The sequence below is a fragment of the Phytohabitans rumicis genome (assembly GCF_011764445.1).
GTDB lineage: Bacteria > Actinomycetota > Actinomycetes > Mycobacteriales > Micromonosporaceae > Phytohabitans > Phytohabitans rumicis.
This window is the reverse complement of record NZ_BLPG01000001.1, coordinates 4,889,888-4,914,947: the sequence shown is the minus strand read 5'-3', so window position 1 is coordinate 4,914,947 and position 25,060 is coordinate 4,889,888. Positions and strand designations below refer to the sequence as shown.

Here is a 25,060-nt window from a genome sequence, read left to right as displayed (position 1 = left end):
GCTGAGCCGACAAAGCAACGAGATGAGGACGCGCTTCACCCATCCAACCGGCCAAGTGCTCAGCCATCGCCTCCGCACTACCGCCGAAATCGGACCACAGCCGGGCCTTATAGGGCGCGCATGGCCACTCCTGCCGATCATCCGCGCATAACCACGACGGACGCACCGGCAAGTGCAAACGCTCATTGAAGTTCCCCCGGTTTCCGGACAACCCAGGTGTGAGGGCAGCAGTTGTCCTCACTGAGAGGAGTCCGGACATGCCCGCACCACATCCTGCGGAGTTCCGCCGTCGTGCGGTGGAACTGGCGCGCCGGCGTGAGAAGCCGGTGGCCGAGCTGGCCAAGAGTTTGGGGATCTCCGAGTCGTGCCTGCGGAACTGGATGTCCCAGGCCGACGTCGAGGAAGGGCACCGTGAGGGCCTGACCGGCGCTGAACGCGAGGAGCTTCGTGTGCTGCGCCGTCAGGTTCGGGTGCTGGAGATGGAAAAGGAGATCTTGGTAAAAGCCGCGGCCTTCTTCGCCCAACAGAACGTTCTGCCACCCCGATGATCTACCGGTTCATCGAGGTGGAGAAGGCCACCTACCCGATCACCCTGCTGTGCCGCACCCTGGGCGTGTCCCGTTCCGGGTTCCACGAGTGGCGCACCAACGGCCCCTCCGGCCGCGATCTGGACGACGCCTATCTGACCAATGCGATCATCGACATCCACGCCGACTCTCGCGGCAGCTACGGCTCGCCGCGGGTACACGCCGAACTACGGCTCGGCCACAAAATCCACTGTGGACGTAAACGGGTCGAGCGGCTAATGAGAGACGCTGGCCTGCAAGGCATCCACCGCCGCCGGCTCCACGGCTGCACCGTCCGCGACCCCGAGGCGGCACCCGCCGACGACCTGGTCGCACGCAAGTTCACCGCCGAGCAACCCAACCAGCTCTGGGTCGCCGACATCACCCAGCAGATGACCTGGCAGGGCTGGCTTTACCTCGCCGTCGTCCTGGACGTGTACTCCCGCCGCGTGGTGGGCTGGGCCATCGGCGACCACATGCGAGCCGAATTGGTCTGCGACGCCCTGGACATGGCCACCTGGACCCGCCGACCCACCGACGGCACCGTGATCCACCACAGCGACCACGGCGCCCAGTACACCTCCTACATCTTCGGCAAACGGCTCCGCGACGCCGGGATCCTCGCCTCCATGGGCAGCATCGGCGACTGCTACGACAACGCCATGGCCGAAGCGTTCTTCGCCAGCCTGCAAACCGAACTGTTGGACCGGCACACCTGGCGCACCCGCGACGACCTCGCCAACGCCATCTTCGAGTGGATCAACGCCTGGTACAACCCGACCCGGCGACACTCCGCCCTGGGCTACCTCAGCCCCGTACAGTACGAACAAACCCACCACACGCCCGCTCAACGAGCAGCGTGATCACCACACGTCCCCCGTCCGGAAAACCGGGGGAACTTCACATCACTCGCCACAGCACCGTCATCCCGGTCAGGCATGAGGACCACCACGCAACCGCATCCGTCCGACCCGCAACGCCGCCTTGGCCAGATCCACCCGCCGTGCGCCGATCCGCTCCGGTTGCGACAACCCCGGAATCCTGCGCGGCAGCCACCGCTTCACCGAATAGACCGCCATCGCCGTCTCCCGGCGAAAACACGGTCCCAACACGCCGCACGCCAAACACCGCCCCGTTGCTGAGGACGTGACGTGCGTGTCCAACACGTTCTGCGCGGTCGCCAACTGTTGCGCCTCGCTGTACACCCTTACTTCCTGGTTCGCGTTCAGCTCAGCGCTCACCACGTCACCCCCGACTTGACGGCCACGCCGACCCATCCGGGGATACGGTTCCGCCGCTGGCGCTCCCGTTCGGTCAGGTGCTCCTCATCCGGTCGCCAGTCCGCGACCTTGACCACGCCCGGCACCGCCACCTCACCGAACACGGCAAGCAACTCGGCCACCTGATCACGGGAGCGCAGCGTCAATGGCGCGGTGCGCTCGCTGTACTCCCGCACCACCCGCACCTGCTCCGGGCTCATCTCCTGCGGCACCGACGCGTGCGAAACCACCAGCACCGAACCGGCCGCCACCGCATCCCGCAACACGGCGATGACCCCCGCCGGGTCGTCCGCGTCGGACACGAAATGCAGCACCGCACCCAGCAGCAGCACCACCGGCCGACCAAGATCACAAAAGTTGACCACAGTCGGATGCGCCAAGATCTCACCCGGACAGAGAAGATCACCATCAAGCGCGGCCACGTCACCGATCCCCGCCCGCTCCCGCTCAGCCGCCACAAACAACGCACTGGCCACAGCGACCGGGTCATGATCGACATACACCACCCGCACGGCAGGCTGATAGCCACCGGTCAACTGATGCGGAGCACCCGCCGTATCCGGAATCCCAGCACCAATATCCAGCACCTGACGCACACCAGCATCCAACGACCACCGCAACGCCCGACCCACGAACGCCCGATTCTGAAACGCCCAAAAACCCGCATCAGGCTCCACAGCCAACAAGTCAGCCGCCATCTCCCGATCAACACCGAACGAGTGCGACCCACCCACCAACCGGTCATACACCCGGGACGCCGTCGGCTTGTCCCCCGGCCAATCAGCAGGCGTCACGTCCTCCGCCATCGCGGCACGCCCCCCTTCCACGCTCGGCTGGTCCCGGACAGAACGCCCTGCGGCGCGCAGGGCCAAACGGTTTTCGACACGGGAATCGGGTCGTCGGCCACGGTTACGACACCCCCTTACTGTCTAAGGTGGGGTCCCTCCACATCGGCCACATCGCCGGACCATTCGCAGGAAGATAGAAAGGGATCTTTCTCCCGTCCTGATAACCGTGCCGCGCGAAAAGACGTCGGCACGCATGTGATGGGGCCACCGCATAGGAAGGGATGGCAACGTCATCCAAATCGGCATGCCGATGAGCGAGCAACGCCGACCCCAGCCCCACACCCTGCCGATCCGGGCGCACCCCGATCCAGGCCAAATAGAAATGACTTACAGCGGGACGATAGGAGGCGAATGTGGCGTCCAGCAAGCGGAAGCGTTCCGCGTGCACGCCGCACGCAGCCGTCAGCAGCGCATCCCAGTCTTGTTGAACGATCGCGCTTGTGCCGAAGTGGCTGTAGTCGTACCAGACCGCAGCCGCGTAAATCCGGCCGCTTATCTCGGCAACCTCGACATACCCGCCGTCGTCGTCCAAGACAGACGCCGCCATGGCTCGGTAGAACCGCCCGTAAACGGCTTCACGCTCGTCTTGGTCCGCCACGAGCCACGCCGCTTCCAGCGTCCCCATGAACGCCGCCACCATCACCTCAGCGAGCTGGTCAAGATCAAGTGACGGGTCCGCGTCTCTAACCCTCACTAGTTGGTCCGCCACCACGGCGTTTACCCCCCTTCCATGCCCGTCGCCCTGATGGTGGCGTGGACTCTTGGTGATCGACAGGTGACACCGAGCGGACAACGACGTGTCACCCCCACAGGTGGGGGTGCCGGCAAGCCGACCTGGCGGGCACACTGGAAGCTATGACCGGTGATCCGGACCAGGTGTTGCGTGATGATCTGCCTTCGTGGGCAAAGCGAATCCGCGCTGAACGGCGAGCGCGTGATTGGTCTCAACGTGACTCGATCCGCGCGCTTCGCGTACATGCGGGAAGCGAGCAGCTTCCGTCAGACGCAAGCCTGATACGCAACTGGCGCCGCTGGGAGTCGGGCGAGGTCGAGCCGGACGACTATTACAAGCCGCTTATCGCGAAGACGTTCGGCACGGTCACAACAGCGATCTTCCCTCGCTCGGCGAGTCGGGACGCAGATTCTGAACTACTAGCCGGCACTGGTCTAGACACCTTGGAAATTGTTTCGCGCCTACGTGCCTCGGACGTATCTGCAACAACACTAGAGGCCGTCCGTATTACAGTAGACAGGCTGTGCAGTGAGTATCCCTATATGCAAGCGCAGCAGCTTCATATAGAGGGTCAAGCGTGGCTACGCCGAATCACAGCACTTCTAGATAGACGGCTTACCCTGAGCCAGCACATAGAGGTGCTCAACTTGGCTGGTTGGGTTGCATTGTTGGTGGGCTGCGTCGAGTACGATATGGGTCGGCGACAGCCGGCAGAGGCCACCCGCCGAGCCGCACTTTCATTGGGAGAAGAATCCGGGACAGCGGAAATCATGGGCTGGGCTCACGAAATGCGAGCGTGGTATGCCCTCACCCAAGGCGACTATCGGGGAGTTATCGCGGCGAGCGAGACCGGAAATAAGCTCGCCCCGAGCCACAGCGTCGCTGTCCAACTCGCTGCGCAAAGGGCCAAGGCGTGGGCACGCATGGGAGATCGCCGACAGGTGGAGGTCGCTCTCGAAACCGGCCGAGTCATGCTCGATCAGCTTCCATACCCAGATAACCTCGATCATCATTTCGTGGTGGATCCTGCAAAATTCGACTTTTATGCAATGGATTGCTACCGAATTGTCGGCGAGAATGAGTTCGCTCGAACGTACGCCGATGAGGTTATTCGCGCTAGTGCGGACGCAAGCGGTGTCGAGCGCAAGCCCATGAGGATTGCGGAAGCTCGCATTACGCTTGCTGTCGTTGAGGCGCGGGAAGGCGATTTGAGTGCAGCGGTTAGGCACGGTGAAACGGCAATATCGGGTGAACGAAAGTCGCTGCCCTCGCTACTGTTTGCGGAGAGAGAATTCAGCTCGATTCTAGCGGAAAAATACAGCAATGAGCCGTTGGCCCGGTCATATCTCGAAGCCGTGCGGTCAATAGACAGCCGCGCGTGACTCGGCCAAAGCCGCGCGCATGCGGCGCAGTCCCATGTGGATGATCCACTTCGCGTCCCTGGGCCTCGGCGCGACGGGCACGGCTCCCATGCCTGCAACGTTTGACCAGTTTTCCTGGTCAGGCCACACGCACGCATAGCCCTAAGAGAATGCTGGTTGAGCCGACCATGGGGCCTGACATGTCGCCACGGTGTGCAGATCACCGCTCACGCGGGCGTTTGTGCATGTCAGGCGCAGCCGTTGATCATCTTCTCGAAGGCTGAGTCACACACCCAACAAGTGGTCCATGTCCTAGCAGTACCAGGCGAGGCACGCTCCGGGGGTGGGGATCCGCAGGAGTCACGCGCCAACCGCGTTCCCGAACTAACATATGCACAGTTCAGCCCACTACTGTTGATATCTTGCGGTTGAGCCCTCCGGAGGCAACACTCCCAGGAAATCAAGATCGTCAAGTAACCGATCCAGTAGGGAGTACGACTAGTGGTGATCAACGTCGGCAACATCGCCGATACATGTCGCAGGTCAGAGTCACCCGCACTCGCGGATCAGCCGCCTCGACCTGACGACATCCAGTCGCCGCCCAATGATGCAAGCATCCACCGTGGACTACGGTGTTACGCGTGACCATCCTCACTAACCCAGCCGGACGACTTCACGCCCTGCTCACCGCGTACCGCGAGACCGCTTCGTCGAACATCACCATTCTTCAGACCTGGGCAAAGGTGCTAGCCGCTGACACCGACGTCCTAGCCGTCCGGGAACTAGCCCTGGCCGCCGCTTTGCTGCCACAACTGGAGATCGCCGTCACCAATACGGGCGACATGTATCAACGCGCGATCGTAGATCTCCATATGTACGCCTGGGCATCTCCCATCTTCTTTCCAGAGCATCATGCCCGCCAGAACCCCTCACCCGGCCCAGACCTCGTCGATGCGGGAGCGCTCGTCTCTCTGGGGGGCGTCTCCTCTTTTCTCAACGCAACGGCGTCCGAGGGACGAATACCAGCGGAAGACCAACTCTCGAAACTCAAGCAACAGATCAGCGAAGTCATCGACGACGTGCCGAATACCTCTGATTTGCCGGCAGAGATCCGGCAATTCCTTCTGGATCGTCTTTACGACATCGCCTGGGCCATCGACCATTTGCGCCTGACCGGACCCGAGGGCGTAAAGGCAGCAACGGAGCGACTGGCGGGCGCTGTGGCTGTTAGTGCACCGACACGATCACATCCGATTATAAAGAGGGCACTTGAGGCGGCCGGCGCGGCGTGGATCGCCTTCTCCTCCGGTCCTATCGTTCAGAAAGGCATCGAATCGTGGACCGAGGTGTTCAAGGCCCTGCCCCCAGGCCCATAGATCCAGATGCCCAACTGCTTGATCCACATGTAGTCAACGGCCGCCGCCGATAGCCGTCCAGAATAGTACAGGACGCCACCTCGGATGACGCCGTGCCGAATACGTGCCCAACCGGCAAGCAACCGGTCCGTGAGACGACGTGTTGCCCAGGTCGACGGGCATAACACGCTCGGGTATAGACCGGCCCTCCGGAGGCGAGAGCGCCTTCCTGAGCGATGCGCGACCAAGGTCAACGGCAGGTCTGCTCACCGGACCTACAGCAGCGCAGAGCAGCGGGCTAGCGCGGGGCCGCAGCCGGGATGCCCTCACAGGGAACCTCCCGCAGGTCGCGGGCGTGATCACGAAATTGAAGAGTGCCCCGAGCGGGCGTGCAATCGCTCGGTCTTTCTGGTTTCTGCCAACTGTTGATCATCTTGGCGTAGATTAAGTATCTGTGTCCGTTTGGATGGTCGCGGTGGGTGCGTCAGCTCGTGCAGGGTGTTACCCGTGACAGGCAGTGGCCGGCCCGGCGGGCTGGATGTGTTCGTGAGTTATGCCGGTCCGCAGCGTCCGTGGGCGGAGTGGGTGGCCGACCAGTTGCGTAAGGCCGGGCTGACGGTCGAGCTGGACGTGTGGGACTGGGCGACTGGCAGCAATGCCGTGTTGAACATGAACACGGCGCTGGCGCGTGCCGACCGGGTGGTGGCGCTGTACTCGGCGGCGTATTTCGAGCCGTCCCGGTTCACCACTGATGAGTGGACGGCGGTGATTGCCGAGCGGCCAGGTGCGGATGGGCGGCGCCGGTTGGTGCCGTTGCGGGTGGAGCCGGTGCAGCCGCCGCCGATTTTGGCGCCGCTGGTGTACAGGGATCTGTTCGACCTAGGCGAGGAGCCGGCGCGGCAGGCGTTGTTGTCGGCGGTGTTCGGCTCGCGCAGCCCGGATCGGGACGTGTCGTTTCCGGGTGCCACGGCGGTGGACGGTGTGCGGCTGCCGGGTTCGCGTCCGGGACCGTTTAATGTGCCTCGGCGGCTGATGGGGTTCACCGGCCGGACGGCGTTGCTGGCCCGATTGCGGGAGCAGTTGACCGCCGGGGGCCGGACCGTGGTGCAGGCGCTGTACGGCATAGGTGGGGTCGGCAAGACCCAACTGGCGATCGAATACGCGCATCTGTTCGCAGGGGACTACGAGTTGGTGTGGTGGATCGACTCGGAGAAGCCGGAGCTGATCGGTGAGCAGATCGCCGCGTTGGCGGTGGAGGCGGGCTGGGCGGAGCCAGGCACCGCCGACGCGAAGGGCGTCCGGGCCGTACAGGCGAAGTTGCGGCACACGTCCCGGTGGCTGCTGGTTTTTGACAACGCCGAGTCGGCCGAGGACCTAGAGCCGTGGTTGCCGCCGCAGACAGGCCATACGGTGATCACCTCGCGTAACGCCGCATTCCTGGGTGTCGCGGTGCCCGTGGGTATTGACGTCTTCACCCGCGCCGAGTCGGTGGACATGGTCCGGCAGAACCTGCCCACCCTGCCCGAACACGAGGCGGACCGGTTGGCCGCCGCGCTGGGTGACCTACCGTTGGCCTTGGCGCAGGCTGTCGGGTTCATGGACGAAACCCGGATGCCAGTGACGGAATATCTGGTCGAATTGTCCGGCCACGCTCACGATGTGCTGGGCCAGAACCGGCCACTGGGATACCCGGCGCCGCTGGCCGCCGCGATCGAGATCTCTGCATCCCGGCTAGCCGAGGAAGATCCCGCCGCGCTGGCGCTGCTGCACCTGTGCGCCCATCTGGCGCCGGATCCGGTGCCGTTGGCCTGGTTCACGCCGACCACGGTCGACGACCCACTCGCCACGGTCGTGGCCGCGCCGAGGGCGTTCCGACATACCCTGAGCCGCCTGGCTCGCTTGGGGCTACTGAGACTCGCCGAGACGACCATCCAAATGCACCGGCTCACCCAAGCCGTGCTCCGTGAACTGTCCACACCGGAACACAACACCGCCACGCGACGCCAAGCCGAAGACCTGGTCGCAAACCAGACGGACGTGGACGGCACCGATCCCTCAACCTGGCCGCGTTGGGCCGAGATCCTGCCGCACGTGCTGGCCCTCAACCCGGCCGACGGCACACAGAGTCTCCAACACGTCGTCAATTCGACCCTCTGGTACCTGATCTCGCGCGGCGAATATCGGATCGCACTGCCACTAGCCGAGACCCAGCACCAACGCTTGCTTGCCGACCTCGGACCGGACGATGCCGACACCCTATTGGCCATAGCCAATCTCTCGGCCGTTTTGACCGGCCTGGGTGAGCATGAACGGGCGCGGGAGTTGGACGAGGACACCCTGGCCCGCCGCCGCCGCATACTCGGCGACGACCACCCCGACACCCTGAACTCGGCCCACTACCTCGCCGTCGACCTGGCGGAGTTGGGTGAGCATGAACGGGCGCGGGAGTTGGACGAGGACACCCTGGCCCGCCGCCGCCGCATACTCGGCGACGACCACCCGCGCACCCTGAGATCGGCCAACAACCTCGCCGCCAACCTGGCGGAGTTGGGTGAGCATGAACGGGCGCGGGAGTTGGACGAGGACACCCTGGCCCGCCGCCGCCGCATACTCGGCGACGACCACCCCGACACCCTGAGCTCGGCCCACAACCTCGCCGCCAACCTGGCGACGTTGGGTGAGTATGAACGGGCGCGGGAGTTGAACGAGGACACCCTGGCCCGCCACCGCCGCATACTCGGCGACGACCACCCCGACACCCTGAGCTCGGCCCACAACCTCGCCGCCAACCTGGCGACGTTGGGTGAGTATGAACGGGCGCGGGAGTTGGACGAGGACACCCTGGCCCGCCGCCGCCGCATACTCGGCGACGACCACCCCGACACCCTGAACTCGGCCCACAACCTCGCCGCCAACCTGTCGGAGTTGGGTGAGCATGAACGGGCGCGGGAGTTGGACGAGGACACCCTGGCCCGCCGCCGCCGCATACTCGGCGACGACCACCCCGACACCCTGAACTCGGCCCACAACCTCGCCGCCAACCTGTCGGAGTTGGGTGAGCATGAACGGGCGCGGGAGTTGGACGAGGACACCCTGGCCCGCCGCCGCCGCATACTCGGCGACGACCACCCCGACACCCTGAACTCGGCCCACTACCTCGCCGTCGACCTGTCGGAGTTGGGTGAGCATGAACGGGCGCGGGAGTTGGACGAGGACACCCTGGCCCGCCGCCGCCGCATACTCGGCGACGACCACCCGCGCACCCTGAGATCGGCCAACAACCTCGCCGCCAACCTGGCGGAGTTGGGTGAGCATGAACGGGCGCGACAGCTAGGCAAAGATACCCTTGGCCCCTAGTAAGGGCTTGGACGGCGGCGATGCGCAACGGCGGCTACTTGACGTGCAGCACACACTAGGCCGCGCTGTGAGCAGCCGTGCCGCTACGAGCATGACTTGCGGCCGTGGTCGCGCGGTCCGTACCGCCAGGGAGGTCCAACGGGCCGCACGAGTTTCCCCATGTCAGGCGATTGATCGAGACCTCACAAATCCGTCTCTTGACTGATCGACGCGGAGAGGGGGACGCGGAGGGAGGGACGCACGGAGGGCGGCGCGGGAGGGGGCGGGGGGAAGGACGCGGCCGGCGGCGGCGGACGACACTCACCCCCGTAAGCGTCGTCCGCTCTCGCCGCCGGTCTTAGGTGGTGCCGTCCCCCAACGGCGTTTAGAGCCACCCATCCCCGGCGCCGATGCCCGGATGTACGGTCCGAATCGGACCGGAGTTCCCCCGAACTCACCAGGCGCGGCGCGTGTAGATGACGTTACGTTGCAAGCGTTTGCACAGGCAAGACGGTTAACTTGTCTCGCCCGTCACACCGCGTGTCTGCCGGTCGGAAGCGTCAGTGTCCACAACGAACATGTGCGCGAACGCCTGGAGGTTCGCCAGCGACTCTCCGCGCTTGACCCGCCACTCCCACTCGCGGCGAATCGCCGTACCGAAGCCGATCTCCAGCATCGTGTCGAACCAGTCGTCGGCGTAGCTCAGCACCGAGCCCAGCAGCCGGTCCAGCTCCTCCTCGTCGAGGCCGCGCAGCCCCACCCGCCCGGTGAGGTAGACGTCGCCGACGGCGTCGATGGAGAACGCGACCCCGTACATGCGGGAGTTGCGCTGCAGCAGCCAGGCCCACAGCTCTTCGCGCCGCTCGTCGGGCTGCCGCATCACGAACGCCTCGACCCGCAGCGCGTGCTCGCCGACGATGAGGTTGCAGATCGTCTTGAGCTTGTGGGTGCCGGCGAGCGTCACCGCGTACGAGTGCTCGCCGGTGGGCTCGCACGGAAGCGCGAGCGAGGCGCAGACGCGCTCGATGAGTGCGGCGACGTCGGCGCGGCTCACACCCCGGCTCCGAGGGCCAACTCGGCGGCGATCCGGCCGCGGTGCTCGGTCACCGCCTCACGGTAGACGGCGAGCAGGCCGGAGGCCGTACGCTCCCAGGAGAAGTTCTGCGCGTGTCCGACCGCGCCCCGAGCGAGCGCCTCGCGCTGGGCCGGCGCCGCGAGCAGCTTGCCGAGCACGGTCGCCCAGTCGACCGGGTCGTGCCCGTCCACGAGTACGCCGCTCACGCCGTCCCGGACCGCGGTCACCAGTCCGCCGACGGCCGCCGCCACGACGGGCGTACCGCACGCCTGCGCCTCCAGGGCCACCAGCCCGAACGACTCGTTGTACGAGGGCACGGCCACCAGGTCGGCCGCCCGGTAGAGGGCCGGCAGGTCGTCGCCGGTCTGCGGCGGCAGGAAGCGCACCGAGTCGGCGATGTCGAGCCCGGCGGCCAGCTCCATGAGCGCGGTCGGCCGGTCCAGCCCGCTGCCGCTCGGCCCGCCGCACACCACGACGGTGACCTGGTCGGCCAGCTCGGGGTCGCGGTGGCGCAGCGCGGCGAGGGCACGCAGGAGCACATCGGGGGCCTTCAGCGGCTGGATGCGGCCGACGAACGCGACGACGTACCCGCGCTCCGGCAAACCGAGCTGGCGGCGGGCGGCGAGTCGCGCCGCGGCCTCGCGCCCGGTGCAGGCCGGGCGGAAGCGGTCGAGGTCGACGCCGGGCTCCACCACCGCGACCCGGCGCGGGTCGGCGTCGTAGCGGGCGATCAGGTCGTGCGCCTCGACCTGGGTGTTGGCGACGAGCCGGTCGGCCACGGCCACCACCTGCTCCTCGCCGACGACCCGGGCCACCGGTTCGGGCCGGTCCCCGGCGGCGAGCTGGACGTTCTTGACCTTGGCGAGGGTGTGCGCGGTGTGCACCAGCGGCACGCCCCAGCGCTCCTTGGCGAGCCAGCCGACCTGCCCGGACAGCCAGTAGTGCGAGTGGATCATGTCGTAGAAGCCCGGCGGGTGGGCTGCCTCGGCGCGCAGCACCCCGTTGGTGAACGCGCACATCTGGCCCGGCAGGTCCTCCTTGGCGAGTCCCTCGAACGGTCCGGAGTTCACGTGTCGCACCAGCACGCCCGGTGACATCTCGACACACGCCGGAAGGTCGCTGGACGTCGCCCGGGTGAAGATCTCCACCTCGACGCCCGCGCCGGCGAGCCGGCGGGCGATCTCCACGACGTACACGTTCAGGCCGCCAGCGTCGCCGGTGCCGGGCTGGTCCAGCGGGGACGTGTGCACGGAGAGCGTCGCGATCCGCCGCGGCATCGGCCGGGGATGAGTTCGCTGCCGCACCTGCACGAGACCTGCTCCTTCCACGGGCGGTTAACACGACGGCAATAAATACGCCTCAGGCACAACCCCCCGTGGCCCAGACCATCTTCCCGATCACCACTTGAAGGTGCATCTAACGCTGGCCCGGACGTGACCCAGCTCTCTTCCGGCGGTGCGGGACAATCGCCGCTATGACCCCCATCGCGATTGTTACCGGCGCATCCAGCGGGATCGGCGCCGCCACCGCCCGCCGGCTGGCCGCCGAGGGCTTCCACGTGGTGGCCGCCGCACGGCGTACCGATCGGCTGGAGGCCCTTGTCAAGGACATCACCGCCGCCGGGGGCACGGCGACCGCGGTCGCCTGCGACGTCACCTCCGACGAGTCGGTGGCCGAGCTGGCCGCCGCCGTGGCCGAGCTAGCCGGGCCGCTCACCCTCCTCGTCAACAACGCCGGCGGCGCCCGCGGCCTCGACCCGGTCGAGACCGGGTCGGTCGCCGACTGGCAGTGGATGTACGACGTGAACGTCCTCGGCACCCTGCGGGTGACCCAGGCGCTGCTGCCCGCCCTGGTCGCGTCGGGCGCGGGCACCGTCGTCGTCCTCAGCTCCACCGCCGGATTCATCGTGTACGAGGGGGGAGGCGGCTATGCGGCTGCGAAGCACGCGCAGACGGCGCTCGCCGGGACCCTCCGCCTGGAGCTGAGCGGCCGCCCCGTGCGGGTCATCGAGATCGATCCCGGGATGGTGAAGACCGACGAGTTCGGGCTGGTGCGCTTCGGCGGCGACGCGGACAAGGCCCAGTCCGTGTACGCGGGCGTCGCCGATCCCCTGGTCGCCGAGGACATCGCGGACTGCGTCGCCTGGTGCGCGACCCGCCCGCACCACGTCAACGTGGACCGCCTGGTGGTACGCCCACTCGCCCAGGCCGCCCAGCACAAGGTCCACCGGGTGCTCTGATGCCCACCCGGCCGCTCGGGGAGATAACTCGCGGGACGACGAACCCCAACCGGCTGCGCCGGGTGGACAAGTGGATCGCCGTCACGCAGCGTGACCGGCTGCGGGACACGGCCGACCCGCTCGTCGTCGACCTCGGGTACGGCGCGACCCCGGTGACGGCCGTCGAGCTGCGCGCCCGGCTGGCCGCGGCGGTCCGGCCCGACGTACGCGTGGTCGGGATGGAGATCGATCCCGAGCGGGTGGCCGCCGCCGCGCCGGCCGCCGATCCGCCCGGCCTGACGTTCGCGCGCGGTGGCTTCGAGCTGGCCGGCCTGCGCCCCACCGTCGTACGGGTCTGCAACGTCCTGCGCCAGTACGACGAGTCTGCGGTCCTGGACGCCTGGCACACCATGGTCGCCGCGCTGGCACCGGACGGCGTCCTGGTCGAGGGCACCTGCGACGAGTTGGGGCGGCTGGCGTCCTGGGTGCTGCTGGACGCGAGCGGGCCACGCTCCCTGACGCTCGCCGCGAAGCTGTCCACCCTCGACACCCCGGCCACGATCGCCGAGCGACTGCCGAAGGCGCTCATCCACCGCAACGTTCCCGGTCAGCGGGTGCACGCCCTCGTCGGCGCGCTGGACGAGGGCTGGCGCGACGCCGCGCCGTACGCCACCTTCGGTCCCCGGCAGCGCTGGCTGCGCGCGGTGGCCGCGGTGCGCGGTGCCGGGTGGCCCGTGCTGGACGGCCCGGCCCGCTGGCGCCTCGGCGAGCTGACAATTGCCTGGTCAGCCGTCCAACCTAGTTACCTGCACTGGCCCTGAATCGTTGAGAAAGGTGCTTACTAGCTTTTTTAGCGACATATTCAGGGGGAAATAGTGCGTACCACCGTGCGAATGGCGGCTGCGGCCGCCCTAGTCGCCGTTCCGTTGACAATGCTCGGCGCTACCGCCGTGTTCTCTTCGGCGCAGGCCGGCCCGCCGGTGGTCTGTAAGCCCGGCTACGGCCACTGCGAGACCACGCCGCCCACCAAGCCGCCGACGACGCGGCCGACCACGAAGCCGCCGACGAAGCCGCCGACCACGCCGCCCACGACGGGCCCGACGACCAAGCCGCCGACGACGCCGCCCACCACCACCCCGCCCACGACTTCGCCGACCACGCCGCCCACGACCCCGCCGACCACGCCACCCAGCACCGCACCGACGACGCCGCCCACGACGCCGCCGACCACTCAGCCGACCACCGCGCCGCCCACCACGCAGCCGCCGCTGCCGGTCACCGGCGACGCGACCACGGCCATCGCGGTGACCGGGGCCGTCCTGGTCGGCACGGGCGCCGCACTCGGCCTGGGCGCCCTGGCGTTCGCGCGCCGTCGCCGCTTCGAGGGCTAGTACCAACTACTCTCCGTGATCAGGGCGTCCCCTCACATCGTTCTAGCGACTTGGGGGACGCCCTGACCACATCCGCGCCCTAGGCTTGGACGCAGCGGGGTGTCTGGGAGGGGTAAGTGATGAGCAGACTGCACGGCTCGAAGGACTTCTGGGTCGCCGGCCTGCGCGCCGAGGGCCCGGCCTTCCGCGCCGCGATCGCCGAAGCCCCGCCGGATGCCGAGGTCCCGTCCTGCCCGGAGTGGACCGTCACCGACCTCGCGCACCACCTCGGTTCGATCTACCGGTGGGTGCGCGGCCACGCCGGCCGCGGGGTCACCACCCCACCCGAGTCCCGCAAGGCCCCCGTCCCCGCCGACCTGCCCACTGGCCCGGCGGTCGTCGACTGGTGGCAGCAGGAGTACACCGAGCTGGTGGAGACGCTCGACGGGCTGGACCCCGAGCTCCCCGCGTGGAACTGGGCACCACAGGCGAAAAAGGCAGGATTCTGGCATCGCCGGATGGCCCACGAGACCGCCGTGCACCGGTGGGACGCGCAGATGGCCATCGGCGCCGGCGAGCCGGTCGAGGCCAAGCTCGCGGTCGACGGGGTGAGCGAGGTGCTGGACACCTGGCTGCCCGCCGGCCGGCGCCAGCTCCCGTCGTCCCGTCAGGGCGTGGTCCATCTCGTCGCGACCGACGCTTCGCAGGAGTGGTTCCTGCGGTTGCGGGGCGAGGGAGTCGCGCTGCTCGACACCGGCACCCTCTTCGACAGCGACGAGCACCCCGCGCGGGTGTTCGCCGCCGGCACCGCCAGCGACCTGCTGCTCGCGCTCTACGGCCGGGTGCTCTTCGACGTGCTGGAGGTCACCGGCGACGCGACGCTGCTCGACTGCCTGCGTACCGGCTGACCCCACTGCCCGATCGCGGTTGGCACATAATCGTAAGGATCGTGCCGCGCGTCGTAAGGGGATGATGGTGGGCCTGCAGTTTCCAGACGACTTCGTATGGGGTGCGGCAACTGCGGCGTACCAGATCGAGGGCGCGGCGCGCGACGACGGCCGCGGTCCGTCGATATGGGACACCTTCTCGCGTACGCCGGGGAAGGTCTACGCCGGCCACACCGGCGACGTCGCCTGCGACCACTATCACCGGTACGCCGGCGACGTGGGGCTGATGGCCGACCTGGGCCTACAGGCGTACCGGTTCTCGATCGCGTGGCCGCGGATCCAGCCGGACGGCACCGGGCCGGTCAACCCGCGCGGGCTCGACTTCTACGACCGGCTGGTCGACGAGCTCATCGGCCGCGGCATCGACCCGATCATCACGCTCTACCACTGGGACCTGCCGCAGGCGCTGGAAGACCGTGGCGGCTGGGCCCACCGGGACACCGCCGCGTGGTTCGCCGAGTACGCGTCCGCCGTACACCTACGCCTGGGCGACCGGGTCCGGACCTGGACCACCCTCAACGAGCCCTGGTGCTCGGCCTACCTCGGGTACGCCGCCGGAGTCCACGCCCCGGGCCGGCAGGACGCGGCGGTGGCCTTCACCGCCGTACACCATCTGCTGCTCGGGCACGGCCTGGCCACGCGGGCCCTGCGCGCGGCGGGCGCCAGCAAGATCGGGATCACGCTCAACCCGGCCGCGGTCCTGCCGGCCGACCCGCAGAGCGAGGCCGACGCGGCGGCGGTACGCGTGGTCGACGGGATCGCCAACCGGATCTTCTTCGACCCGATCCTGGCCGGCGGCTACCCGGCCGACGTGCTCGAGCACATGCGCCGCTTCACCGACCTGGCCTTCATCCAGGACGGCGACGAGAAGCGGATCGCCGCCCCGATCGACGTGCTCGGGGTCAACTACTACTCGCCGACGTACGTCGCCGGGCGCCCCGGCGCGGGCGGCGGTGGCCCGGCGCACCCCGGCACCGAGGACATCCTCTTCCTGCCGCCCGCCGGACCGCTGACCGAGATGGGCTGGCAGATCGAGCCGGCCGGCCTCACCGCGCTGCTGGAGCGGATCGCGCGCGACTACCCCGGCACGCCGCTGCTGATCACCGAGAACGGCGCCGCGTTCGCCGACAAGGCCGGCCCCGACGGGCAGGTGACCGACGCCGACCGCATCGCGTACATCGACGGTCACCTCCGCGCCGTGCACACCGCGATCGCGCGGGGCGTGGACGTCCGGGGCTACCTGGTCTGGTCACTGATGGACAACTTCGAGTGGGCCGAGGGCTACCGCAAGCGCTTCGGCATCATCCACGTCGACTACCAGACCCAGCGCCGTACGCCGAAGGACAGCGCCCACTGGTACCGCGAAGTCATCGCCCGCAACGGGCTGGACTCATGACCGCCGCGCGGGAACGCCCCACCCTCGAAGCGGTGGCCCGCCGCGCCGGCGTCTCCCGCGCCACGGTCTCCCGCGTCGTCAACGGCTCCACCACCGTCGCCGAGCCCATCCAGGAGGCCGTACGGCAGGCCGTCAGCGAGCTCGGCTACGTGCCCAACCTGGCCGCCCGCAGCCTCGTCACCCAGCGCACCGACTCGATCGCGCTCATCCTGCCCGAGTCGGCGACCCGGGTCTTCTCCGACGACCAGTTCTTCCCGAGCATCGTGCGCGGGGTGAGCCAGGAGTTGGAGGCCGCCGACAAGCAGCTCGTACTGATCATGGCGGGCTCCGCGGCCAGCTACGACCGGGTCGAGCGGTACACGACCGGACGCCACGTCGACGGCGTCATGTTCGCCTCGATGCACGGCGTCGACCCGCTGCCCGGCACGCTGGCGCGCATCGGCATCCCGGTCGTGTGCAGCGGCCGCCCGCTCGGCCGCACCAACCCACCCGTGCCGTACGTCGACGTCGACTCCGTCGGCGGCGCCACCAGGGCCGTCCGCTACCTGCTCGACCAGGGCCGGCAGCGGATCGCCACCATCGCCGGCCCGCCCGACATGGTCGCCGGGATCGACCGGCTCGCCGGCTACCGCGACGCGCTGAAGGGCTCCCGCCGCCGGTCGATCGTGGCGGTCGGCGACTTCACCCGCGAATCGGGCGCCGTCGCCATGCGGCAACTCCTCGACGACGACCCGGCCCTGGACGCGGTGTTCGTGGCGTCCGACCTGATGGCCCACGGCGCACTCCGTACGCTCCGCGAGGCCGGCCGGCGAGTCCCCGACGACGTGGCCGTCATCGGCTTCGACGACGTCGAGATCGCCCGCTACACGGACCCTCCGCTGACCACCGTCCGACAGCCGATCATCGACATCGGCCGCGAGATGGTCCGCCAACTCCTGCGCATTGCCGACGGCGACCCGGTCGAGGAGTCGCTGATCCTCCCCACCGACCTGGTAATCCGCGACTCCACCTAACCCGTGATGGGGGCGCCGAGGACGCGGCGGGCGAGCAGGGTGCCGCCGGCCACCGCGGCCGGCATGATCAGCACCGCGCCGAGTGGGATCAGGAAGCAGCAGAACACGCTCACCCCGAACCCGAGCGCCACTACCCTGTTCGCCCCGAGGATGCGGCGCCGGTCGGGTAGGCGCAGCCCGCGCCGGTAGAACGCCATCCCCACCAACTCCAGCGCGAGGAACCAGCCGCCGACCAGCGCCCCGATGACCGGGATCACGGTCTGCCCCACGAACGGGATGAAACCGAGGAGGAAGAGCGGGATGCCGATGAGCAGCGACAGCGCGAGCAGCCGCAGCGAGTCCCACAGGCTCCGGCGCAGCGAACGCCACCACGGCACCTCGACCTCGCCCGGTACGCCGCCGAAGCGGTCCTCGACCTGCTCGGAGATCTTCTCGTAGAACGGGTCGCCGATGAGCAGGGTGACCGCCGTGAAGGCCAGGATGCCGATGAGCCCGCCCAGGCCGAGGATGCCGAGGGCGGCCAGGAGTTGGACGGCGTCCCGGAGTCCTTCGGACCAGTCGTCGGCGAACCAGGTGGCCAGGTCGGCCAGGTCGGATATGAAGTAGACCAACGTCGCGAAGGCGGCGATGAAGAGCAGCCCGGAGATGAGCGCCGGGATGATCCCTAGGAGCACCAGGCGCGGGCTGCGGGCGTACATCGCGATGCCGCGACCGAGCAGGCCAACGCCCTCGAAGAACTCACCCACCACGCCCGCGAGCTTAAGGCGTCGGCGTCGGATCCGCTGTGGACGGTGGCGGCTCGGCCGGGGACGGGGTCGGCTCGGGGGTCGCTTCCGGGGCGGAGGTGGCCGTGGGAGTGACGGTCGGTACGGCGGTCATGGTGGGCGCCAGCAGCGACGGAGTCGGTACGGCGGTGGGCGTTCCGGTCAGGGTGGCGGACGGGGTGGGCGGCACGGTGGTCCAGCCACGGATGGGGGTCGCGCCGGGCGGCGCCGTACCCAGGTTGCCGGCCCCGGCCGGATTGGACGCGGGCGGCGGGGCGCCGTCGGACCAGGTCCACCCGGCCCACACCGCTGGCGGCAGGCCGAGCAGCACTATTGCGGCGAAAACCACCTTTGGCGTCTTGTCCACACCAATTCACCGCGCAAGCGATGAAAAGGTTACGCAACCAAACGGATCCGCACCCGGCGGTTGGCCTTGCCCTTGCTCTCCACCTTGACCAGCTGCACCTTGCCGATCTGCGCGGTGGACGCCACGTGGGTGCCGCCGTCGGCCTGCACGTCCAGCCCGGAGATGTCGACGATCCGGATCTCCTGCTCCTCGGGCGGGATCAGGTTGGACTGGGTACGGATGATGTCCGGCAGGGCGAGCGCCTCCTCGCGCGGCAGCACCCGTACGGCGATCGCGCGGTCCTCGGCCACCTCCCGGTTGACCAGCTCTTCCAGCCGCAGCTTGAAGTCCGGCGGCACCTCGGGCAGGTTGAAGTCCATCCGCGCCTCGCCGGGCTCCATGTTGCCGCCCGTGACCAGCGCGCCGAAGTCGCGAAACACCACGCCGCACAGCACGTGCAGCCCGCTGTGCGTACGCATGAGCAGGCTGCGCCGCTCGTCCTCGACCGCGCCGGCGACCGCCGTACCGGCCGGCGGCAGCGGGTCCCCTCGGCGGGCAGCAGGTACAGGTCGTCGCCCTTGCGGGTGCCCACGATGCGGGTCTGCACGCCCTGCCACAGCAGCACGCCGTGGTCCGGCGGCTGCCCACCACCACCCGGATAGAACGCCGACCGGTCGAGCACGATCCCCTGCTCGGGATCGGCGAAGAGCACCGTGCACGCCCACTCGCGCAGCGTGGGGTCGACGAGGTCGAGCCGGTCCGTCCGGCCGTGGTGTGTCACGCCCATGACTTGGTCCTAACCGTTCAAGAAGGCGGAAATCCGGTCGCGCAGGTCCGCGCGTTCGGTCCAGAGGACGCCCGGACGGTCGTACACGTGCAGATCGGCCTCGGGTAGCGCGGCGGCGAGCTCCGCGGCGACCGCGGCCGGGTGCAGGTCGTCGCCGACGCAGCCGATCACCAGCGCGCGGGCCGTGACCGCGGCGAGCGCCGCCCGGTCCGCGACCGGCGCCTGCTCGGTGAGGCTGGCCAGCTCGGGCGCCAGGCCGTCCCGCATCAGCTGGTCGATGCGCTGGCGCAGGTAACCCCAGCCGGCGGGGGTGTTGCGCACCGCCGCGGGGGTCTCGGCCGAGACGGCCTCCGCCACCGCGGACACATCGCCCGACTGCACCGCGTCGACCAGCGCCGTCAGCCGCTCCCGCGCCGCCGCGGTCCTTGGCTCATCGAGTACGGCGGGAAGGAAGAACACCACCCGCTCGAAGCGCCCCGGGCTCTCGGCCAGCAGGTGGCACAGTGCCCCGGCACCCAGGCTCGCCCCGACCGCCCGGGTCGCCCCGGACAGGTCCGCGATCGCCCGCAGGTCACGAGCGAGATCCCCGTACGTCATGGGCCCGACCGGGGGATCCGACCGCCCGTGCCCGCGGAACTGGAAGAAGACCTTGCGGCCCTCGACCGCGCTGCCCAGCGGGCGGGTGGCGGCGATGCCGGTGGCGAACCCGTGGGCGAAGACGGTCGCCGGGTCGCCTGCGCCGGTGACGAGCCGCTCCAGCTGGGCGCCGTGCGGCGTGGCGACCAGCTCGGTGGGTGGCTCGGGTAGGGCCGGCCGCCCGGTCCGGGGCGCCGACGGTCCGGGGCCGTACGTCCGCGGCCCGCCGTCTGGCGGCGGAGGCCAGCGGAAATCTCTCACCAGAAGCCCTTGCCATCCGTCAGGTCGCGCAGCCCGACCCGCACATCGAGCAGGTAAACGGCGGCCGCGGCGATGCCGATCAGACCGAAAATGCTGATCGCGCTGAAGAAGAAGAGGGTGAGCAGGAGGGAGACGCCCAGGATGGCCAGCCAGGCGCCCTTGGGGATGGTCCCGATCGCGGGGAAGGCGTCGGACCGCTGGGTCAGGCAGTGCACGAGCGCAACGCCCTCGATCACGAGGGCGAAGATGAGCAGCACCAGGTTGATCGCGTCTCGGACCTCGACGTAGAAGAGCGGCGCGGTGATGGCCATGGGTTGAAGCTTATGCCGCAGGTGCCGGCCCTGGCTAAACGGGCCGTGCCAGCTGGCTCGCTCCGCTCGCTTCGGGCCTGAAGCCGGATCAACCCGGGCTGGTCGCTTCGCGCCCAACTCCGGGTTGATCTGGCCCCAGGGCCGCCACCTGGGCGGATGCCAATTACTTGGCGGCGGGGCGGGTGCGCTTCGCCGGACGGGTGGCCTTGGCGGCCGGCTTCGCCTCGGTGGCCTCGGCGGCCTCAGTGGCCTCCGCGGCCGGGGCAGCGGTCACCTCGGCGGGCGGCTCGGTGGCCTCGATGTCGGCGTTGACGGCGTCGGCTGTACGGACGACCCCGGTGCCGACGACGCGCTCACCGTGGGCGACGAGCGTGCCGTAGAACGCGACGGCGCGGTCCTGCACGACCTGGGCACCAGCGGCGAGCGCCGCGGCGTTGCGCTTGGCGGCCGCGCGCAGCCGGTCGGCGTCGAAGTCCGTGGTGGCGGCCTTGTCCCGCAGGGTGACGGCGGTGGTGTTGGCGGCCCGCAGCGTGGCGACGGCCTTCGCGCGCAGGTCGACGCTGCCAGCGGCCGCCTTCTCGCTCAGCTCGGTGACCACGCCGGGCAGCTTGCGCAGCTGCTGGTACGCCAGGTCACCGGCGCCGGCCGCGGCGTAGAGCGGGGCGGGGATGCGGGTCGACTTGCTCTGCTCGGTCATTGCTACTCCTCCTCGGCCGCGGGTGCGACCGTCTCTTTCGGTTTGGTCTCGGGCTCTGGCGACTCGGCGGGAGCCTCGTCGGTGCGGGCGTTTTCCCGCCGGAAGGTCTCGTAGATCTGGCTCAGCGACTGCTTCTGCGACAGGGTCAGGTCGGTGTCGGCCGCGATGGCCGCGAGCACGCCCTGCCCTTCGTTGGCGTCGAGCGCGTCAAGGAGGCCGGCACGCAGGTACATCACCGGGGTGGAGACCCGCAGGGCGCTGGCCAACTGCTGGAGCACCTCGGCGCTCGGCTTGCGCAGGCCGCGCTCGACCTGGCTGAGGTACGGGTTGCTGACTCCCGCCTGATCCGCGAGCTGCCGCAACGAGATCTTGGCGTTACGCCGCAGGTCGCGGATGAAGCCGCCGATGTCGCGGGGCAGATCTTTCGGGGTGGCCATGCATTCGACGGTAACCCCGACCGCTTGCTCTTGCAAGCAAAACGCTAGCTGTGCGCTAACTCACCAGAGCGCGCGCACCGCGCCGACCGACTCGCCGCCGCCCAGCAAGGGCACCTCCGCGAGCTCGCCGAGTATCGGAGCCTGCACCCCCAGGCGGCGCAGGGCGGACACCAGCACGGGCATCCGGGCACGCATGGCGCCATCTTCGATCTTGAGGGCGACCGCGCCGACGTCCGGGACGGCCACCGCCACGACGCCCTCGGCGCCGCCCTTGGCCAGCAGGCCGGGCACGCCGTGCATGAGCCGGGTGTCTTCGGCGTCCGTACCGGCGACCAGCTCGGGGTACGCCCGCATCGCGTCGGCGACGGTGTGCTCCACCGACGCCGGCGCGCCCGACACGAGCCGCAGGAACGCCGACGCCACCCCGGTCAGGGAGACCGCCAGCACGGGTGCGCCGCAGCCGTCCACGCCCACCGCGGCCACCCGCTCGCCGGAGAGGTCCTCCACCGCCGCCCGCAGCCTCTCCTGCAGCGGGTGGTCCGGCGACCAGTACTCCTCGGTCGACCAGCCGGCCGCCCGACAGGTCAGCAGCATCCCCGCGTGCTTGCCGGAGCAGTTCATCCGGACCCGGGACCGCCCGCCGCCCGACCGCAGCACGGCCGCCGCGGCGTCCTGGCTCAGCGGCAGGTCAGGCGGGCAGCGCAGGGCGTTTTCGTCCAGCCCGGCGCTGCGCAGCAACGCGCGCACCCGGGCCACGTGGAAGTCTTCGCCGTAGTGGCTGGCGCACACCAGCGCGAGGTCGGCCGGGTCGGCGAGCCGCAGCCCCGAGCGCACCATGCCGACCGCCTGCAGCGGCTTGTTGGAGGAGCGCGGAAAGATCGGCACCTTGACGTCGCCGGCCGAGTCGAGCACCGCGCCGCTCGCGTCGAGCACCACCACCGAGCCCCGGTGCATGCCCTCCACGAACCCGGACCGGACCACCTCCGCGAGCGGAACTCCTGCATTCATGCCTGCACGCCCAGGAGCGCGCGGGCTTGGCGGGAGGTCAGCGGCGGCCGCTGCGCCAACTGCGCGAAGCCGACCGCCCTGGCCACGAGCTGCATGTTGGACTCGACGGGCCGGCCCTTCGCGTACGTGACGGTGTCTTCCATGCCGACCCGCAGGTGGCCGCCCGCCGACAGCGACGCCAGCATCACCGGGATCGTCGAGCGGCCGATGCCGGTGGCCGAAAACGTGGTGCCCTCCGGCAGGTCACGCATCGCCTGGCGGCACGCGACCAGGGCCTCCGTCGTGCCGGGCATCCCGCCGGGCACGCCCATCACCAGGTCCACGTGTACGTGGCCGCCCGCCGGGAGGCCGTACTTGCCCAGGAGGCGCTGCAACGCGGTCAGGTGGCCGAGGTCGAAGATCTCGTACTCCGGCACGATGCCGCGCTCCTGCATCCGGGTGTGCAGCTCGACGATGAACTCCCAGCGGTTCATGAAGACGTCGTCGCCGAAGTTGACCGTGCCCATCGTGCAGGACGCCATGTCGGGAGCCGCGTCGAGGACGGCCAGCCGGGCGGCCTCCGGATCGGTCACCGCCCCGCCCGACGAGAGCTGCACGATCAGGTCGGTGGTGCCGCGCAGCGCCGCGACCGTGGCACGCAGCCGCCCCAGGTCGAGCGTCGGCCGCGCCTCGTCGTCCCGGATGTGCACGTGGATCACGCTCGCGCCGAGCGCCTCGCACTCCTTCGCCGTGACGACCAGCTCTTCCGGCGTGACCGGCAGCGCCGGCACGTCCGCCTTCGCCGACTCCGCACCGGTCGGCGCCACCGTGATCAACGTTCCCGTCATCCGGTCAGCCTAGATCGATGGCGGCGGTCGATTCGCCGATCCTCAGCACAGCGTCGTCGGGGACGTTCCGCTTGAGCACCGCCAGCGCGATCATGCCGAGCTCGAAGTGCCGCACCGCCGTGCCGACAAAACCCACCGCGCGCCCGTCCGCCGCGGTCACCGCCGTGCCCGGCGCCGGCGGCTGGTCGGTGGCGATCCCATCCAGATGCAGGAGTACGAGGCGGCGCGGCGGCCGTCCCAGGTTGTGCACCCGGGCGACCGTCTCCTGGCCGCGGTAGCAGCCCTTGTCCAGGTGCACAGCGGGCCCGATCAGGTCGATCTCCGCCGGGATCGTGCGGTGGTCGGTCTCCAGACCAAGCCGGGGTACGCGGGCCGCGACGCGCATCGCCTCGTACGCCCACAGACCGGCCAGGGGTACGTCGAGTCGCCGGATCACGTCGTCGATCGAGTCGCGGGGCACGATCAGGTCGATGCCCAGTCGACCGCGCCGGGCCAACCCTCCCTCCGGCAGGACGCGTACGTCGTACTCCGTGGTGGGCAGCGGTGGCACGGACCCGGCGGCGAACTTCGCACCCGGCACCGCGCGGACCTGTGGTGGTTTGAGGTCGAAGAGCTCGGTGGCGCGCGGGCCGACGAGCGTCAGTACGGCCCACTCGGCGCTGGCGTCCCGCGGGTCGACGCGGGTGAGGAAGCGCATCTTCTCCAGGAACGTGAGCAGGTCGGCGGCCGCGCCCGGCTCGGTGTCGAGCCAAGTGGTGGTGCCGTCCTCCGCTACCTGGGCGTGGTACTCGACGTGGCCGTGCGGGGAGAGGACGAGCAGCTCGGTGCCCTGGCCGGCGCGCAGGTCGGCGAGGTGCTGTGTGGTGATGCTGTGCAGCCAGCTGGCCCGCTCCGCGCCGGGCACCGCGAGCACGCCCCGGTTGGACCGGTCGACCAGGCCGACCCCGGTGGCGAGCGTGCGCTGCTCGCGCATCGGGTCGCCGTAGTGGGCCGCCACCCCGGCGTCCCGCGACTGCGGCTCGATGGCCTCGACGGCCACCGCGCCCGCGATGTCGATCATTTAGCTCCCCCGCAATCCTGGCAGGTCCCGAAGAGCGCCACATGACCGATATCGAGCCGGAAGCCACGGCTGGTGGCCAGGTCCTTGGCCAGCGGCGCGAGGACCTCCGGTTCGATCTCGATCACCGCACCGCAGTCCCGGCATACCAGGTGGGCGTGTTGATCCTCGCCCACCGGGTGGTACGTCGGCGACCCGTGCGACAGGTGCGTATGGGTAACCAACCCGAGGTCCTCAAGTAATTCCAGGGTGCGGTAGATCGTGGTGATGTTCACGCCGGCGGCTACCTCACGCACGGCGTGGTGCAGCTGCTCCGGCGTGGCGTGGCCCAGCTCGTGGACGGCCTCCAGCACCAGCTGACGCTGTGCGGTCAGCCGCAATCCTCGCGCCCGCAGGATCTCCGGGAGGGACGTTTCCGACACCGCCCGATA

Annotated in this window: 24 protein-coding genes and 2 pseudogenes; 9 read left to right on the top strand and 17 right to left on the bottom strand. The window is 69.2% G+C overall.

Annotated elements, in window-relative coordinates; all coding sequences use genetic code 11:
* The first annotated feature begins 257 nt into the window (after positions 1 to 257).
* Positions 258 to 1,429 (top strand): IS3 family transposase gene (locus tag Prum_RS22110; RefSeq protein WP_371871189.1). Its coding sequence is split into 2 segments (ribosomal slippage): positions 258 to 498 and positions 498 to 1,429, totalling 1,173 coding nucleotides; the frame shifts between segments, so codons are not numbered across the junction.
* Between the two features lie 69 nt (positions 1,430 to 1,498).
* Here Prum_RS22110 and Prum_RS22105 read toward each other — a convergent pair.
* The 3 genes from Prum_RS22105 to Prum_RS22095 form a co-directional block, all read right to left on the bottom strand.
* Positions 1,499 to 1,807 (bottom strand): hypothetical protein, encoded by a 309-nt coding sequence (locus Prum_RS22105; RefSeq protein WP_246278029.1) that lies wholly within the window; start codon positions 1,805 to 1,807, stop codon positions 1,499 to 1,501.
* Positions 1,804 to 2,652: an SAM-dependent methyltransferase gene (locus tag Prum_RS22100; protein ID WP_173078245.1), complete on the bottom strand. Its 849-nt coding sequence runs from the start codon at positions 2,650 to 2,652 to the stop codon at positions 1,804 to 1,806. Before Prum_RS22100 ends, Prum_RS22105 begins: the two co-directional genes overlap by 4 nt.
* 103 nt (positions 2,653 to 2,755) lie before the next feature.
* Positions 2,756 to 3,334 carry a GNAT family N-acetyltransferase gene (locus Prum_RS22095; RefSeq protein WP_173078244.1) on the bottom strand — a complete coding sequence of 193 codons (579 nt, stop codon included), beginning with the start codon at positions 3,332 to 3,334 and terminating at the stop codon, positions 2,756 to 2,758.
* A gap of 215 nt (positions 3,335 to 3,549) precedes the next feature.
* Here Prum_RS22095 and Prum_RS22090 point away from each other — a divergent pair, with 215 nt between their 5' ends.
* The 3 genes from Prum_RS22090 to fxsT all read left to right on the top strand — a co-directional run bounded on the left by Prum_RS22090 (position 3,550) and on the right by fxsT (position 9,500).
* Positions 3,550 to 4,809, top strand: a complete 1,260-nt coding sequence (locus tag Prum_RS22090; protein ID WP_246278028.1) for a helix-turn-helix domain-containing protein — start codon at positions 3,550 to 3,552, stop codon at positions 4,807 to 4,809.
* Between the two features lie 620 nt (positions 4,810 to 5,429).
* A complete protein-coding gene (locus Prum_RS22085) occupies positions 5,430 to 6,164 on the top strand; it encodes a hypothetical protein (RefSeq protein ID WP_173078243.1) in 735 nt (244 codons plus the stop codon).
* A gap of 486 nt (positions 6,165 to 6,650) precedes the next feature.
* Complete coding sequence (fxsT, locus tag Prum_RS22080) at positions 6,651 to 9,500, top strand: FxSxx-COOH system tetratricopeptide repeat protein (RefSeq protein ID WP_173078242.1); 2,850 nt, start codon at positions 6,651 to 6,653, stop codon at positions 9,498 to 9,500.
* Between the two features lie 493 nt (positions 9,501 to 9,993).
* On the opposite strand, the gene Prum_RS22075 is transcribed toward fxsT, so the two are convergent.
* Both Prum_RS22075 and mshA read right to left on the bottom strand, forming a co-directional pair.
* The gene (locus Prum_RS22075; protein WP_173078241.1) at positions 9,994 to 10,533 is read right to left on the bottom strand and encodes a type III secretion system chaperone family protein; all 540 of its coding nucleotides are present in this window, start codon (positions 10,531 to 10,533) and stop codon (positions 9,994 to 9,996) included.
* On the bottom strand, positions 10,530 to 11,831 hold the full coding sequence (mshA, locus tag Prum_RS22070; protein ID WP_173078240.1) for a D-inositol-3-phosphate glycosyltransferase: 1,302 nt from the start codon (positions 11,829 to 11,831) through the stop codon (positions 10,530 to 10,532). Before mshA ends, Prum_RS22075 begins: the two co-directional genes overlap by 4 nt.
* Positions 11,832 to 12,028: 197 nt before the next feature.
* Between mshA and Prum_RS22065 the strand changes: the two genes are divergently transcribed.
* On the top strand, positions 12,029 to 12,793 hold the full coding sequence (locus Prum_RS22065) for an SDR family NAD(P)-dependent oxidoreductase (protein ID WP_173078239.1): 765 nt from the start codon (positions 12,029 to 12,031) through the stop codon (positions 12,791 to 12,793).
* The gene (locus Prum_RS22060) at positions 12,793 to 13,593 is read left to right on the top strand and encodes a class I SAM-dependent methyltransferase (protein WP_173078238.1); all 801 of its coding nucleotides are present in this window, start codon (positions 12,793 to 12,795) and stop codon (positions 13,591 to 13,593) included. The genes Prum_RS22065 and Prum_RS22060 overlap by 1 nt, the downstream gene beginning before the upstream one ends.
* Positions 13,594 to 13,769: 176 nt before the next feature.
* On the opposite strand, the gene Prum_RS22055 is transcribed toward Prum_RS22060, so the two are convergent.
* Positions 13,770 to 14,003 (bottom strand): hypothetical protein, encoded by a 234-nt coding sequence (locus Prum_RS22055; protein WP_173078237.1) that lies wholly within the window; start codon positions 14,001 to 14,003, stop codon positions 13,770 to 13,772.
* 279 nt (positions 14,004 to 14,282) lie between these two features.
* Here Prum_RS22055 and Prum_RS22050 point away from each other — a divergent pair, with 279 nt between their 5' ends.
* From Prum_RS22050 to Prum_RS22040, 3 genes are all read left to right on the top strand, one after another.
* On the top strand, positions 14,283 to 15,050 hold the full coding sequence (locus Prum_RS22050) for a maleylpyruvate isomerase family mycothiol-dependent enzyme (RefSeq protein WP_173078236.1): 768 nt from the start codon (positions 14,283 to 14,285) through the stop codon (positions 15,048 to 15,050).
* A 64-nt stretch (positions 15,051 to 15,114) separates the two neighbouring features.
* Positions 15,115 to 16,485 carry a GH1 family beta-glucosidase gene (locus tag Prum_RS22045; protein WP_173084022.1) on the top strand — a complete coding sequence of 457 codons (1,371 nt, stop codon included), beginning with the start codon at positions 15,115 to 15,117 and terminating at the stop codon, positions 16,483 to 16,485.
* Entirely contained in the window at positions 16,482 to 17,498 is a 1,017-nt protein-coding gene (locus tag Prum_RS22040; RefSeq protein WP_173078235.1) for a LacI family DNA-binding transcriptional regulator, read from the top strand. Before Prum_RS22045 ends, Prum_RS22040 begins: the two co-directional genes overlap by 4 nt.
* Here Prum_RS22040 and Prum_RS22035 read toward each other — a convergent pair.
* From Prum_RS22035 to Prum_RS21985, 11 genes and pseudogenes are all read right to left on the bottom strand, one after another.
* The gene (locus Prum_RS22035; protein WP_281369128.1) at positions 17,495 to 18,277 is read right to left on the bottom strand and encodes an EI24 domain-containing protein; all 783 of its coding nucleotides are present in this window, start codon (positions 18,275 to 18,277) and stop codon (positions 17,495 to 17,497) included. The two genes, Prum_RS22040 and Prum_RS22035, sit on opposite strands and share 4 nt — an antisense overlap.
* Entirely contained in the window at positions 18,258 to 18,629 is a 372-nt protein-coding gene (locus Prum_RS22030; RefSeq protein WP_173078234.1) for a hypothetical protein, read from the bottom strand. The genes Prum_RS22035 and Prum_RS22030 overlap by 20 nt, the downstream gene beginning before the upstream one ends.
* A gap of 29 nt (positions 18,630 to 18,658) precedes the next feature.
* Positions 18,659 to 19,395 (bottom strand): annotated as a pseudogene (locus tag Prum_RS22025) (alanyl-tRNA editing protein).
* A gap of 9 nt (positions 19,396 to 19,404) precedes the next feature.
* Positions 19,405 to 20,292, bottom strand: a complete 888-nt coding sequence (locus Prum_RS22020; RefSeq protein ID WP_173078233.1) for an alpha/beta fold hydrolase — start codon at positions 20,290 to 20,292, stop codon at positions 19,405 to 19,407.
* Positions 20,289 to 20,603 carry a DUF2516 family protein gene (locus tag Prum_RS22015; RefSeq protein WP_173078232.1) on the bottom strand — a complete coding sequence of 105 codons (315 nt, stop codon included), beginning with the start codon at positions 20,601 to 20,603 and terminating at the stop codon, positions 20,289 to 20,291. Before Prum_RS22015 ends, Prum_RS22020 begins: the two co-directional genes overlap by 4 nt.
* 163 nt (positions 20,604 to 20,766) lie before the next feature.
* Positions 20,767 to 21,300, bottom strand: a complete 534-nt coding sequence (locus Prum_RS22010) for a hypothetical protein (RefSeq protein ID WP_173078231.1) — start codon at positions 21,298 to 21,300, stop codon at positions 20,767 to 20,769.
* A gap of 8 nt (positions 21,301 to 21,308) precedes the next feature.
* Positions 21,309 to 21,737, bottom strand: a pseudogene (locus Prum_RS22005) (helix-turn-helix domain-containing protein); the annotation flags it as partial.
* A gap of 60 nt (positions 21,738 to 21,797) precedes the next feature.
* Entirely contained in the window at positions 21,798 to 22,745 is a 948-nt protein-coding gene (locus Prum_RS22000; RefSeq protein WP_173078229.1) for an asparaginase, read from the bottom strand.
* On the bottom strand, positions 22,742 to 23,572 hold the full coding sequence (locus Prum_RS21995; RefSeq protein ID WP_173078228.1) for a beta-keto acid cleavage family enzyme: 831 nt from the start codon (positions 23,570 to 23,572) through the stop codon (positions 22,742 to 22,744). Before Prum_RS21995 ends, Prum_RS22000 begins: the two co-directional genes overlap by 4 nt.
* Before the next feature lie 4 nt (positions 23,573 to 23,576).
* A complete protein-coding gene (ygfZ, locus tag Prum_RS21990) occupies positions 23,577 to 24,632 on the bottom strand; it encodes a CAF17-like 4Fe-4S cluster assembly/insertion protein YgfZ (protein WP_173078227.1) in 1,056 nt (351 codons plus the stop codon).
* Positions 24,629 to 25,051, bottom strand: a complete 423-nt coding sequence (locus Prum_RS21985) for a Fur family transcriptional regulator (protein ID WP_173078226.1) — start codon at positions 25,049 to 25,051, stop codon at positions 24,629 to 24,631. The genes ygfZ and Prum_RS21985 overlap by 4 nt, the downstream gene beginning before the upstream one ends.
* Positions 25,052 to 25,060 lie beyond the last annotated feature (9 nt).

Excerpts from the sequence above, each read along its gene's own strand:
- Prum_RS22050 (WP_173078236.1), top strand. The coding sequence starts at position 14,283 with ATGAGCAGACTGCACGGCTCGAAGGACTTCTGGGTCGCCGGCCTGCGC.
- Prum_RS21995 (WP_173078228.1), bottom strand. The coding sequence starts at position 23,572 with ATGACGGGAACGTTGATCACGGTGGCGCCGACCGGTGCGGAGTCGGCG.
- mshA (WP_173078240.1), bottom strand. The coding sequence starts at position 11,831 with ATGCCGCGGCGGATCGCGACGCTCTCCGTGCACACGTCCCCGCTGGAC.
- ygfZ (WP_173078227.1), bottom strand. The coding sequence starts at position 24,632 with ATGATCGACATCGCGGGCGCGGTGGCCGTCGAGGCCATCGAGCCGCAG.
- Prum_RS22095 (WP_173078244.1), bottom strand. The coding sequence starts at position 3,334 with ATGGTGGCGGCGTTCATGGGGACGCTGGAAGCGGCGTGGCTCGTGGCG.
- Prum_RS22045 (WP_173084022.1), top strand. The coding sequence starts at position 15,115 with ATGGTGGGCCTGCAGTTTCCAGACGACTTCGTATGGGGTGCGGCAACT.
- Prum_RS22090 (WP_246278028.1), top strand. The coding sequence starts at position 3,550 with ATGACCGGTGATCCGGACCAGGTGTTGCGTGATGATCTGCCTTCGTGG.
- Prum_RS22065 (WP_173078239.1), top strand. The coding sequence starts at position 12,029 with ATGACCCCCATCGCGATTGTTACCGGCGCATCCAGCGGGATCGGCGCC.
- Prum_RS22015 (WP_173078232.1), bottom strand. The coding sequence starts at position 20,603 with ATGGCCATCACCGCGCCGCTCTTCTACGTCGAGGTCCGAGACGCGATC.
- Prum_RS22000 (WP_173078229.1), bottom strand. The coding sequence starts at position 22,745 with ATGAATGCAGGAGTTCCGCTCGCGGAGGTGGTCCGGTCCGGGTTCGTG.
- Prum_RS22010 (WP_173078231.1), bottom strand. The coding sequence starts at position 21,300 with ATGACCGAGCAGAGCAAGTCGACCCGCATCCCCGCCCCGCTCTACGCC.
- Prum_RS22100 (WP_173078245.1), bottom strand. The coding sequence starts at position 2,652 with ATGGCGGAGGACGTGACGCCTGCTGATTGGCCGGGGGACAAGCCGACG.
- Prum_RS22040 (WP_173078235.1), top strand. The coding sequence starts at position 16,482 with ATGACCGCCGCGCGGGAACGCCCCACCCTCGAAGCGGTGGCCCGCCGC.
- Prum_RS22060 (WP_173078238.1), top strand. The coding sequence starts at position 12,793 with ATGCCCACCCGGCCGCTCGGGGAGATAACTCGCGGGACGACGAACCCC.